The organism is Corynebacterium meridianum, assembly GCF_016342265.1.
Classification (GTDB): Bacteria; Actinomycetota; Actinomycetes; order Mycobacteriales; family Mycobacteriaceae; genus Corynebacterium; species Corynebacterium meridianum.
Genome location: NZ_JAEIOS010000011.1, coordinates 596,839 through 609,254, shown reverse-complemented (window position 1 = coordinate 609,254; position 12,416 = coordinate 596,839). Strand labels below are relative to the sequence as shown.

Below are 12,416 nucleotides of genomic sequence, written 5' to 3'. Positions count from 1 at the left end.
AAGCCCCGGACCCCACGGCCCGGTGAACCTGCACGGTCGGTGGACCGGACGTCCGCAGCCCTGGGACACCAGGCCGCCCCGAAGGCCTCGACCGGACCGGACCAGATGCACCGCCGCCTGCGGATCGTCCGCACGCTCGTCATCGTCGGTGTCATCCTGCTGACCCTCCGACTGGCCTGCGTCCAGCTCGTCTGGGGACCGGAACTCGCGGCCCAGGCCCAGAACCAGCGCAGCCGGGAATACACCGACTTCGCGCGTCGTGGAACGGTCACGGACCGGGACGGTGCGCAACTGGCGTACACCATGCAGGCGCGCTCACTGACCGTCGCCCCACTCGTCCTCCGCCGGGAGATCCAGGAGCGGCACGACATGGCCGTCGACTCGGGTGACCCGGAACAGCTCGCGAAGTTCCCGCCGGTCGAGGAGGTTCTGGATGAGATGGCGACCGTCATACCCCAGATGGTCCGGGAATCAGGTGCATCCGCGCAGAAGGTCAAGCCCGCGGAGATCCTCCGGAAGCTGCAGGCCGACAACTCGTACACGGTCCTGGTGCGGAACGTCGATCCCGACGTCGCGGTCGATATCGCCGAGCGCTTCCCCGGGGTCGCCGCGGACCGACAGGACATCCGCCAGTACCCGAACGGTGCCATCGCCGAGAACGTGATCGGCAAGATCTCGATTGACGGCGAGGGACAGTTCGGTCTGGAGGCGTCCTCGGACGGAGTGCTCTCCGGCATCAACGGCAAGTCGACCGAGGACGTGTCCACCAACGGTCAGATCATCCCCGGGACCCTACGGGACCAGGTGCCCGTCGTCCATGGATCGGATATCGAGCTGACCCTCGATCTGGACCTCCAGACCTACGTGCAGCAGCAGCTGGAACAGGCGAAGGAGAACTCCCGGGCGAAATCCGCCTCCGCCGTGGTCCTCGATTCCGCCACCGGTGAGGTCCTCGCGATGGCCAACACCGACACCATCGACCCGACCGGCGACATCGAGCGGCAGCTGGCCAAGGGCAGGTTCTTCGGTAATCCCGCGGTCCAGGCGCCGTTCGAACCCGGATCGGTGGCGAAGATCATCACCGCCGCCGCCGCGATCGAGGACGGTGTCACGACCCCGGACGAGGTGCTCCAGGTACCCGGGTCCATCGACATGGCCGGGGTCACCGTGAAGGACGCATGGCCGCACGGGGTGGTGCCATTCACCACAACCGGTGTCTTCGGCAAGTCCTCCAACGTCGGCACCCTGATGCTGGCGGACCGCGTCGGCCAGGACCGGTTCGCAGAGATGCTCGACAACTTCGGTGTGGGCCGATACACGGGTATCGAGCTCCCGGGCGAATCCCCTGGCCTGCTCCTCGACCGATCGCAGTGGTCCGGTGGAACATTCGCCAACCTGCCGATCGGGCAGGGCATGTCACTGACCCTGCTGCAGATGGCCGGTGTCTACCAGACTGTGGCCAACGACGGCGAGCGCATCCAGCCGCGGATCATCCGGTCGGTCACCACACCCGATGGTGAGACCATCGAACAGCCGGAACCGGAGCGGGTCCGGGTCGTGAGCCCGGAGACCGCACGCACCCTCCGGGGAATGTTCCAGGCCGTCACCCAACGGGATCCGTCCGGTGTACAGCAGGGGACGGGGCCCCAGGCCGCGGTTGAGGGCTACCAGATCGCGGGCAAGACGGGCACCGCCCAACAGGTGAACCCCGACTGCGACTGCTACTCGAACTCCGACTACTGGATCACCTTCGCCGGGATCGCGCCCGCGGACGATCCACGGTTCGTCATCGCGCTCATGCTGGACGATCCGGAACGCGGTGTGCACGGGGAGGGGGGACAGTCCGCGGCCCCGCTCTTCCACGACATCGCGGCGTGGCTGCTCAACCGCGACAACGTGCCGTTGTCGCCCCCGAGGGAAGGAGATCTCATCCTCCAGGCGCAGTGATCAGGCCCGGGTGGGGCACCATCCGTTCACCGGCCCGGGACTCCCGCCCGCCGGGAACCACAGATACAATCACGTTCCGCCCCGTAACCGAGGCAGTACCGATCCGAAAGTAATAAGGAGTGTGCCAGAATCGTGGCAATCACACTGGATACCATCGCCGAATTGAGTGGCGGCAGCCTCAGTCAGGGGTCCGGCACCTCGGTGCGCGTCAGCGCGATCGGGATCAATGCCCAGGAGCTACCGGAGGGCGGCCTGTTCGCGGCGGTCCCCGGTACCCGCACCCACGGGGCGAAGTACGCCCGGGATTCATCCGCGGCAGCGATCCTGACGGATGCAGAGGGGGAGAAGATCCTCGCGGATCGGCACGAGAAGCGACCCGTCATCGTCGTCGACGATGTACGGGCGATCCTGGGCAAGGTGGCGGCCGTCGTCAATGGTCACCCCTCCCGCGACATGACGCTGTTCGGTGTCACCGGCACCTCCGGGAAGACTACGACCAGCTACCTTCTCGAGGCCGCGCTGCTCGCGGCGGGACACAGTGTCGGGGTGATCGGGACGAACGGAACCCGGATCAACGGAGAGCCTGTTCCGACCGAGTTGACGACGCCCGAGGCACCGGTTCTGCAGGAGGTTCTCGCCCGGATGTCGGCGGGGGGAGTCACCCATGTGGTGATGGAGGTCTCCTCGCACGCGATCGCCCTCGGCCGGATCGTCGGCACGGAATTCGATGTCGCCGGCTTCACCAACCTCTCCCAGGACCACCTCGACTTCCACGAGACCATGGAGGACTATTTCGCCACCAAGGCGCGGTTCTTCCGTCCCGGTTCTCCGATCCGGGCGAAGCATTCGGTGATCTGCGTCGACGATGACTTCGGCCAGAAACTGTCGCGACTCGCCGGCCCCGCCGCGACGACCGTCTCCACGGGTACACGTCCCGCATCCGTGACGGTCGGTGAGCCGGAGATCGGTGCCGCCGGATCACAGCGTTTCAACGTCCACATCGACGGCCGGGACATCGCCTGCGAGATACCGCTCCCCGGTCGGTTCAACGTGGCCAACGCCGCCCTCGCACTCACGATGGCGGTCGCCGCCGGGGAGGACCCGAAAACCGTGGCCGGTGGGTTGGCGCACGTCGTGGTACCGGGACGGATGCAGAACATCGATCGAGGCCAGGACTTCCTGGCCGTCGTCGACTACGCGCACAAGCCGGCTGCGGTGTCCGCCGTTCTGAAGACTCTCCGGAGCCAGGCGGAGGGGCGGGTCGGAATCGTAATCGGTGCCGGCGGTGACCGGGACTCGGCGAAACGACCGCTGATGGGATCGGCCGCGGCGAAGGCCGCTGACCTCGTGATCATCACGGACGACAACCCCCGCAGCGAGGATCCCGGGGAAATCCGGGCCGCGGTGCTCCAGGGGGCACGGGAGGCGGTCCGGGAGCGGAAGAGCGCGGGCAAGAAGAAGCGGGTGGCCGACATCAGGGAGATCGGTTCCCGCGAGGAGGCCATCCGGGCAGCCGTCGACTGGGCCCGTCCCGGGGATGCCGTCATCATCGCCGGAAAAGGTCACGAGACCGGCCAATTGGTCGGGGATGTCCGGCATCCGTTCGATGACGCGGAGTGTCTGACGCGGGCGATCAATGACCGGTTGAGTGTGGAAAAGGAAACGGAGGGACAGTCATGATCCGGATGTCTGTCAGTGACATTCTCGGGGTGACCGGCGGCTACCTCGTGGACGGAGCGGACCCGGAGGCCATCGTCACCGGTGCGGTCGAGTTCGATTCGCGGCGGATCGGCCCGGGTGGCCTGTTCGTCTGCCTCCCTGGTGCGCAGGTCGACGGGCACGACTACGCCGTCGGCGCGGTTGACGCGGGGGCCACGGTGGCTCTGGCCGCCAGGGAGACCGGCGCCCCGTCGATCATCGTCCCTGAGGTACCCGCGCCGGAGAGCAACGCAGCCGCCTACGAGCATGACCCCTCCGGCCACGGGGCGGCGGTCATCGCCGCCCTCGGCAGGCTCGCCCGGCACAACGTCGACGTCGCGGCCGGACACGGCATGCGCGTCGTCGGGGTGACCGGCTCCGCGGGCAAGACCACGGTCAAGGACCTCATCGCCTCCGTGCTCGGTGAAGCCGGAGACGTCGTCGCGCCCCCGGGATCCTTCAACAACGAGATCGGACACCCCTACACCGCACTCCGGTGCTCCACCGACACCGACTATCTCGTGGCGGAGCTGTCCGCACGCGGGGTCGGGCACATCGCGGAACTCGCGGCCATCGCACCACCGGTGGTCGGGGTCGTCCTCAATGTCGGGACCGCACACATCGGCGAGTTCGGCGACCGGGACACCATCGCCCGCGCCAAGGGCGAACTGGTCGAGGTCCTCCCGGACGCCGCCGCCGGCGGAGTGGCCGTTCTCAACGCGGACGATCCGCTCGTAGCCGCGATGGCCGGACGAACCCGCGCCCGGGTGGTCACCTTCAGCGCCGCCGGTGACCCGAACGCCGACTACCGTGCCACCGGAATCGACCTCGATGACGTGTGCCGCGCGACCTTCACCCTCGAAGGCCCGGAGGGGCTGTCGGAGCGGGTGACCCTGAACCTCGTCGGCGAGCACCAGGTGGCCAACGCGCTCGCGGCGACCGCCGCGGCCGTCAGCGTCGGCCTCGACCCCCACGTTGTCTGTGCCGCGGTCTCCGACCACGAACCCGTGTCGGGCCGGCGTATGGAGGTCACCCGGAGAGGCGACGGGGTCACCGTGATCAACGACTCCTACAACGCCAATCCGGATTCGATGGCCGCGGGAATCAGGGCACTCGCCCACAGCGCGGCGGCGAGTGGCGGCACCGCATGGGCTGTACTAGGGCAGATGAATGAACTCGGCCCCGATTCCGCCGACCGGCACGCTGAGATCGGGACCCTTCTCGGCGAGAGCGGGATCCCCCGCCTCGTCGCCGTCGGCACCGGGGTCAACACACACGCCCTGGCGCAGGCGGCGGAAGCCGCGGGCACCCGGGTCGTGACCGCCGATTCCGTCGACGCCGCAATCAACTTCGTACAGCCGGCACTCGGTCCGGAGGACGTGGTGCTGGTCAAGGCCTCATCCTCCGAACAGCTCTGGCGGGTGGCGGACGCGCTGCTCGCGCTGCCCGTACCGGAATCTCTAGAGGAGCAGGACGCAGAACAGTGACCCAGATAATCATCAGTGGAGCCATCGCCTTCCTCGTCGCGATCTTCCTCACCCCGGTCCTGATCCGCTGGTTCAGCGACGAGGGACTCGGCCAGCAGATCCGCGAGGACGGCCCGGCCTCCCACATGCGTAAGCGTGGCACCCCGACGATGGGTGGCGTCGCCATCATCGCCGGGATCGTCGTCGCCTACGTCGTCACCTCCCTCATCGGGATCGCCCGCGGTTTCGGGGGCTTCACCGCCTCCGGGCTCCTGGTACTCGGACTGACCCTCGGTATGGGCCTTCTCGGTTTCGCCGACGACTACATCAAACTCGCCAAGGGGCGGAACCTGGGACTGAACAAGAAGGCCAAGCTCATCGGACAGCTGGTGCTCGCTCTCGTGTTCGGTTGGCTCGTGCTCCAGTTCGCGAACCCGGACGGACTCACCCCGGGTACGACCAACCTGAGCTTCATCCGGGACATCGACACCTTCAACATCGCGCTCGGGGGAGGGGGCGTCGGCCTGGTCCTGTTCCTCGCGTTCATGTTCATCCTGATCTCGGCCTGGTCGAACGCGGTGAACCTCACCGACGGCCTCGACGGCCTGGCGGCAGGCACGACCGCGATGGTCATGGGTGCCTACACCCTGGTCACGTTCTGGCAGTTCCGGAACTCCTGCTCGGTCTCCGTCGTACCCGGGTGCTATTCGGTCCGCGACCCACTGGACCTCGCCATCCTGGCGTCAGCCGGGCTCGGAGCGTGCCTCGGTTTCCTCTGGTGGAATGCCGCGCCGGCCAAGATCTTCATGGGGGACACCGGCTCCCTCGCGCTCGGTGGCCTCGTCGCCGCCATCTCCGTGGCCTCCCGGACCGAACTGCTCATGATCGTCATCGGTGCCCTCTTCGTCATCGAGGCGGCCTCCGTGGTGATCCAGGTCGTGGTGTTCCGGACCCGCGGAACGCGCTTCTTCCGCATGGCCCCCTTCCACCACCACTTCGAGAACGGCGGCTGGGCCGAGACCACCGTGGTCATCCGGTTCTGGCTGCTCACCGCAATGGCGTGCATGGCCGGCATCGCACTGTTCTACGGCGAGTGGCTCACGACGGCGGGGGTGTAGACCATGATCCGCCTCGACGGTCCCATCCTCGTCACCGGTGCCGGCGTGTCCGGCGCAGGATGTGCCCGCATGCTGTGTGATCTCGGGGCCCGGGTCACTGTCGCCGACGACAACGAGACGGCCCGCCTCCGCGTCGCGGAGGCCACCGGTTGCGACACCTGCGATGTCGCGACCGCTCTCGCCAGGATCGCGGACTACCGCATGGTCGTCACCTCGCCCGGCTGGCGTCCCGACACCCCGATTCTCCGACGGGCCGCCGACACCGGAACAGAGGTGATCGGTGACGTCGAACTCGCGTGGCGTCTCGATCGGGCCGGATACTTCGGCGACCCCAGGACCTGGCTCGTCATCACCGGCACCAACGGCAAGACCACCACGACCGCGATGTGCGCGGCCATGATGTCCCAGGGACCCGACACGGCCGCCGCGGTCGGGAACATCGGGGTGGCCGTCGGTGACGCGCTCACCGCGGAACCCCGCATCGACGTGCTCGTCGCGGAACTGTCCAGCTTCCAGCTCCACTGGGCACCGACCCTCACCCCGGATGCCGGGGCCCTGCTCAACCTGGCCGACGACCACATCGACTGGCACGGTTCCTTCGACGGCTATGCGGACGCGAAGCTCCGGGCCCTGCGCGGAGGCTACGCGGTCATCGGTGTCGACGACGCCGAGGTCGTCTCCCGCACCTCCGGTCCCCACGGCCCGGATACGGAGACCGTCGGCTTCACCCTCGGCATCCCGGCCCGTGGTCAGCTCGGTGTGATCGACGGAAACCTTGTCGACAACGCCTTCGGGGACAACCTCGTCCTCGCCCCGGCCGACGGAATCTCACCCGCCGGCCCGGCAGGCATCCAGGACGCCCTGGCCGCGGCGGCACTCGCACGCTCGCAGGGACTGGAGCCGGCGGCCATCCGGGAGGCGCTCGCGGTGTACGAGGTGTCCGGCCACCGGGGGCAGGTGGTGCACGACCACGCCGGGGTCGACTACATCGACAATTCCAAGGCCACCAACCCACACGCCGCCGATGCCGCTCTGACCGGGCACGACTCGGTCATCTGGATCGCCGGCGGACAGCTGAAGGGTGCCGACGTCGATGAACTCGTCGCACGGCACGCCCCACACCTGAAGGCGGTGCTGCTTCTCGGCGCGGACCGTGAGATTCTCGCCCGGGCCGTGCGGAAGCACGCGCCCCACGCGGTAGTCCACCGCACGGATTCCACCGATCCGGAGGAGGCGATGAACCGACTCGTGGCCGCCGCCGTCGACATCGCCGAAGCCGGTGACACCGTCCTGCTCGCGCCGGCGGCCGCGTCCCTCGACATGTACCGCGGCATGGGGCACCGCGGCGACTGTTTCACCCGGGCCGCCCGGGACCTGACCGAATGACCCGAAGAGAGGCCCGACGACCATGACCCAGGACACCACGCCGCGCAGGCAATCGGCGCCCGACCGGCTCCGCGCCCGCTGCCGTGACTATCTCTCCCGACCGTTCTTCGACTATTTCTTCATTCTCTCCGTCGTGGGGCTGATCACCGCGGTCGGCGCGGTGATGGTCCTGTCGTCGTCCACCACATGGTCCGCACTCGACAGCGGGGTCTGGACCCAGGGCGTGCGGCACATCATCTTCCTCGGCATCGGATACCTGGTCCTGTGGCTCACCCTCTGGATGCGGCCGTCGTTGATCCGCAGACTCGCCACGCCGCTGCTCGTCGTCACCGTCATGTTGCTCGGCGCGGTACTCATCCCCGGCGTCGGAACCGGACTCGTCGAGTCGGGTGCCCGCTCCTGGCTGGCCCTGGGCCCCTTCACCTTCCAACCCTCGGAACTCGCCAAGGTCACGCTCGCGGTGTGGGGCGCCCACCACCTGAGCGACCGCCGCCCCACCAGACACTGGCTGCACGACCCCTTCGTCCACTACGGCCTGGTCGCCGCCCTGATCGTCGTCCTGATCCTCCGGCAGCCCGACTTCGGGATGGCCGCTGTCTGCATCTCCGTCGCCGTTCTCGTGCTGATCTTCTCCGGTCTCCCCGGCCGCCTGATCGTCAGTATCGGGGGCGGGTTCGGGTTGCTCGCCCTCGGTACGGCGATCTTCTCCACTCTCCGCAGCAAGGGCGAAGGCAGCTACCGGACCCACCGGATCGAGGTCTACCGCGATGCACTCCTGGGTGACTTCGACGACGTGCGGGGCAAGGCCTTCCAGTCCTACCAGGGCTTCCTCTCACTCGCGGAGGGCGGGACCAGCGGTGTCGGTCCCGGTCAGTCCCGCGCCAAGTGGTTCTACCTCCCGGAGGCGAAGAACGACTTCATCTTCGCGATCATCGGCGAGGAAACCGGACTCGTCGGCGGCACGATCGTCATCCTGCTCTTCGGCGCACTCGGTCTCGTCGGCCTGCGGTGCGCGATGCGCTCGGCCGATCCCTACCTCAAGCTACTCGCGGCGACCCTCACCGCGGGCGTCGTCTCCCAGGCGTTCGTCAACATCGGATACGTCGTCGGTCTGCTTCCCGTGACCGGAATCCAGCTGCCGATGATCTCATCCGGAGGTAGCTCCGCGATCATCACCGTGGGATCCATGGGGTTGCTCGCGAGCGCAGCACGCCACGAGCCGGAGGCGGTGTCGACGATGCAGTCCTACGGGCGCCCGGCGATCGACAGGCTTCTCCGGCTCCGTGAACCGGATCCCGCCGGGTCACGGGGACCAGCGGCGCGCGGGACCCGCCCGGACCGCAGTCCGGCTGAACCCGTGACCCGGCGCCCGCGCCCCGTTCCACCGTCCCCCGGGGAAGGTCGACCGGCGCCCCGGTCCACCACCGCACCCGGTGGTAGCGTCACTGGCGGAACGACACCGCGACGCAGACCCCGCCCCGGAGGTCCTGTCCGAACCGACCGTCACCACCCGCGCAGAAGAGGCTGATCACACATGAACACCCCCCTGTCCGTCGTCGTCGCCGGTGGTGGGACCGCCGGACACATTGAGCCGGCACTCGCCGTCGCCGATGCCCTGCGATCCCGGCACGGCGCCCGCGTCACCGCACTCGGTACCGCCCGTGGACTGGAACAGGAACTTGTTCCGGCGCGCGGCTACGAACTCGCGCTCATCGACCCGGTGCCCGTGCCCCGGAAACCCGGAATGGACCTGCTCCGGCTGCCGATGCGGGTACGCCACGCCGTCGGCCAGACGGTAGACATCCTCCGCGAGGTGGACGCCGACGTACTGATTGGTTTCGGGGGATACGTGGCGGCGCCCGCCTATCTCGCCGCCAGGAGACTCGGGATACCGTTCTTCGTCCACGAAGCCAACGCCCGCGCCGGACTGGCCAACAAGCTGGGGGTGTGGTGCGGCGGCACCGGGCTCAACGCCGTCGCGGACTCTGGACTCCGCGGAGAGGTCGTGGGCGTACCGATCCGCCCAGGTCTGGCCGGTGCGGAACTCAGCGAATCCGGACGCGCCGCACGGCGGGCTCAGGCCGTGGCCAGGTTCGGGCTCGACCCGGAGAAGAAGACACTCCTGGTCACCGGCGGATCGCAGGGGTCCGCGTCCATCAACCGGGCACTCACCGGCGCCGCCCCGGCGATCACCGGGGCGGGTCACCAGATCCTCCACGCCCACGGCCGGAAGAACGCCGCACCCGAGACCTGCGAGGGATGGCACACACTGCCCTACATCGAGGCCATGGACCTCGCCCTGGCGGTTGCCGACCTCGTGGTGTGCCGCGCGGGTGCCATGACCGTCGCGGAGGTCACCGCTTCCGGTCTGCCGGCGATCTACGTCCCCCTCCCGCACGGAAACGGGGAGCAGGAGCTAAACGCCCGCCCCGTCATCGACGCCGGGGGAGCGGAGCTCATCCGCGACGCCGACCTCACCGGTGACATCCTCGCGGAGAGGGTCACCGAAATCCTCGGCGATGACGACAGGCACGCGCGTCTGGTGACGGCGACCCGGGGCAGCGGCCTCGGGCACGCCGCGGAGACGATCGCGGACCTCGTGGCCGACACCGCGCATACGAACTGAACTTCACGACCGAACAAAACAACGAGGTAGACGATGACTGATCTTTCCCGTGTCCATCTGATCGGCATCGGGGGAGCCGGGATGTCCGGTGTCGCCCGCATCCTGCTCGCCCGCGGCATGCAGGTGTCCGGATCAGACGTGAAGGACTCCCGCATCGTCCTCGCACTGCGGGCGATGGGGGCGAGGATAGCGATCGGTCACGACGCCGCGAACCTGGAGCTGCTCGGCGAACCCCCGACGGTGGTCGTCACCTCCTTCGCGGCGATCCCGGAGGACAATCCGGAACTCGCCGGAGCGCGCGTCGCGGGCCTCGAGGTGATCCGTAGATCCGATCTGCTCGCGGAACTGATGACCGACCACCGGCAGCTGCTGCTCGCCGGAACCCACGGCAAGACCTCGACGACGTCGATGGCCGTCGTCGCTCTCCAGTCGGCGGGCTGCGACCCCAGCTTCGCCATCGGCGGTCAACTCAACAAGGCCGGGACGAACGCGCACCACGGCACCGGCGACATCTTCGTAGCGGAAGCGGATGAATCCGACGCCTCACTCCTCCGCTACGAACCGACCGTGGCCGTGGTCACCAACATCGAGCCCGACCACCTGGACTTCTTCGGTACCCCCGAGGCCTATTTCCGGGTGTTCGATGACTTCGCCCGCCGACTGACCCCCGACGGAACGCTCGTGGTCTGCCTCGACGACGAGCACGCGGCGGCCCTCGGGGAGCGGTGCGCGGCCGCCGGTATCCGCGTCCGCGGATACGGCACCGCAGCGGCGGCCGCCGCGCACCCCGGTGTCGAGTGTGGTGCGGAGATCACCGAGATCGTCACCGAGTCCTTCGGCTCGAGGGCAACGATCTCCGTTGGCGGTAAGACACTGAACGTCAACATGCACACCCCGGGGGTGCACATGGTGCTCAACACCACCGCGGCGCTGCTCGCGGGGACGCTGCTCGGGGCCGATGCCGACAAGCTCGCCGTCGGTCTGTCCGGATTCACCGGTGTGCGCCGCAGATTCGAACTCAAGGGTGAGATCCCGGCCCTGCCGGACGGCGCCCATGCGGGTGTCCGCGTCTACGACGACTACGCCCACCACCCCACGGAGGTCACGGCGGTCCTGCGCGCGACGCGGGCAAAGCTCGACAGTGAGTCCGGGGACGGGCGAATCGTCGTCGTGTTCCAACCACACCTCTACTCCCGCACCACCGAATTCGCGGAGGAGTTCGCGACCGCGCTGTCGCTGGCTGACCGTGTCGTGGTACTCGACATCTTCGGCGCCAGGGAGAAACCCGTCGAGGGCGTGGACGGGCGGATCATCGCGGACATGGTGCGGACGGAGCGGTGCGTCTACGTGCCGGAGTTCAACCGTGTCCCTGCGGTGGTCGCCGACCTCGCCGGTCCCGGCGACATCGTCCTCACCATGGGGGCTGGCAGCGTCACGATGCTCGCCGAGGAGATTCTCACGGAGCTCGGACAGTGAGGGGTCGGGTCTCCTGGATCGCCGGTGGTCTGGCACTCATCCTCTGTCTCGGACTACTGCTCTGGTTCGTGCCCGTGTTGAAGGTCGGGGAGATCACCGTCACCGGCGCGCAGCAGACGGCCGAGGAGGACATCGTTACGGCGACCGGGGTGCCCCCCGGCGCGAACATGGTGCGGGTCGACGCCGCGCGGGCGGCGCGGAACGTCGCCGCACTGCCGTGGATCGAGCGAGCCCACGTGGAACGTCGGTTCCCCGGAACCGTGGCCGTGGAGGTCACGGAGCGCAGTGCCGTGCTGTACGCGACGCGTCCCGACGGCGAGCACCTGATCGATGCGGCGGGGGCACCCTTCATCATCGGCCCGCCACCGGTAGGGGCGGTGGAGATCACCGATACCCGGGAGGACGACCGCGAGTTGTTCGCCGGCGCCGCAGCCGTGGTCGAGAGCCTCGATGAGCCGCTGCGGGCGCAGCTGGTGCGGGTCCGTGCACCCGGTCCGTACGAGATCACGCTCGTTCTCCTGGACGGCCGGGAGATCTACTGGGGTGCTCCCGAGGACAATCACGACAAGTCGCGGGCGGCTTCCGCTGCCCTGAGCCGGGATGGGCGGGTCTACAACGTGTCCGACCCGGTGCAGGTCACCGTCCGTCAGTAGCGGACGGGAAGCCGCCGTTTGCCCACGTCAGAAACTTTAAAGTTGA

Annotated in this window: 9 protein-coding genes; all 9 read left to right on the top strand. The window is 68.4% G+C overall.

Features of this window, described 5'->3' with window-relative positions; all coding sequences use genetic code 11:
• Positions 1-105: 105 nt before the first annotated feature.
• The 9 genes from JDV75_RS05905 (at position 106) to JDV75_RS05865 (ending at position 12,370) form a co-directional block, all read left to right on the top strand.
• Complete coding sequence (locus JDV75_RS05905; protein ID WP_198738475.1) at positions 106-1,947, top strand: peptidoglycan D,D-transpeptidase FtsI family protein; 1,842 nt, start codon at positions 106-108, stop codon at positions 1,945-1,947.
• A 132-nt stretch (positions 1,948-2,079) separates the two neighbouring features.
• Positions 2,080-3,627, top strand: coding sequence for a UDP-N-acetylmuramoyl-L-alanyl-D-glutamate--2,6-diaminopimelate ligase (locus tag JDV75_RS05900; protein WP_198738289.1), 1,548 nt, complete (start codon positions 2,080-2,082; stop codon positions 3,625-3,627).
• A complete protein-coding gene (locus tag JDV75_RS05895; protein ID WP_198738288.1) occupies positions 3,624-5,132 on the top strand; it encodes a UDP-N-acetylmuramoyl-tripeptide--D-alanyl-D-alanine ligase in 1,509 nt (502 codons plus the stop codon). Before JDV75_RS05900 ends, JDV75_RS05895 begins: the two co-directional genes overlap by 4 nt.
• Complete coding sequence (mraY, locus tag JDV75_RS05890) at positions 5,129-6,229, top strand: phospho-N-acetylmuramoyl-pentapeptide-transferase (protein WP_198738287.1); 1,101 nt, start codon at positions 5,129-5,131, stop codon at positions 6,227-6,229. Before JDV75_RS05895 ends, mraY begins: the two co-directional genes overlap by 4 nt.
• Before the next feature lie 3 nt (positions 6,230-6,232).
• On the top strand, positions 6,233-7,615 hold the full coding sequence (gene murD / locus JDV75_RS05885; protein WP_198738286.1) for a UDP-N-acetylmuramoyl-L-alanine--D-glutamate ligase: 1,383 nt from the start codon (positions 6,233-6,235) through the stop codon (positions 7,613-7,615).
• 22 nt (positions 7,616-7,637) lie between these two features.
• Positions 7,638-9,143 (top strand): peptidoglycan glycosyltransferase FtsW, encoded by a 1,506-nt coding sequence (locus JDV75_RS05880; protein WP_198738285.1) that lies wholly within the window; start codon positions 7,638-7,640, stop codon positions 9,141-9,143.
• A 6-nt stretch (positions 9,144-9,149) separates the two neighbouring features.
• Positions 9,150-10,241, top strand: a complete 1,092-nt coding sequence (locus JDV75_RS05875; protein WP_198738284.1) for a UDP-N-acetylglucosamine--N-acetylmuramyl-(pentapeptide) pyrophosphoryl-undecaprenol N-acetylglucosamine transferase — start codon at positions 9,150-9,152, stop codon at positions 10,239-10,241.
• A gap of 33 nt (positions 10,242-10,274) precedes the next feature.
• Entirely contained in the window at positions 10,275-11,717 is a 1,443-nt protein-coding gene (murC, locus tag JDV75_RS05870) for a UDP-N-acetylmuramate--L-alanine ligase (protein WP_198738283.1), read from the top strand.
• Entirely contained in the window at positions 11,714-12,370 is a 657-nt protein-coding gene (locus JDV75_RS05865) for an FtsQ-type POTRA domain-containing protein (protein ID WP_198738282.1), read from the top strand. Before murC ends, JDV75_RS05865 begins: the two co-directional genes overlap by 4 nt.
• Positions 12,371-12,416 lie beyond the last annotated feature (46 nt).

Coding starts and splice junctions, on each gene's coding strand:
- JDV75_RS05905 (WP_198738475.1), top strand. CDS start 106: ATGCACCGCCGCCTGCGGATCGTCCGCACGCTCGTCATCGTCGGTGTC.
- JDV75_RS05895 (WP_198738288.1), top strand. CDS start 3,624: ATGATCCGGATGTCTGTCAGTGACATTCTCGGGGTGACCGGCGGCTAC.
- murD (WP_198738286.1), top strand. CDS start 6,233: ATGATCCGCCTCGACGGTCCCATCCTCGTCACCGGTGCCGGCGTGTCC.
- JDV75_RS05880 (WP_198738285.1), top strand. CDS start 7,638: ATGACCCAGGACACCACGCCGCGCAGGCAATCGGCGCCCGACCGGCTC.
- JDV75_RS05875 (WP_198738284.1), top strand. CDS start 9,150: ATGAACACCCCCCTGTCCGTCGTCGTCGCCGGTGGTGGGACCGCCGGA.
- murC (WP_198738283.1), top strand. CDS start 10,275: ATGACTGATCTTTCCCGTGTCCATCTGATCGGCATCGGGGGAGCCGGG.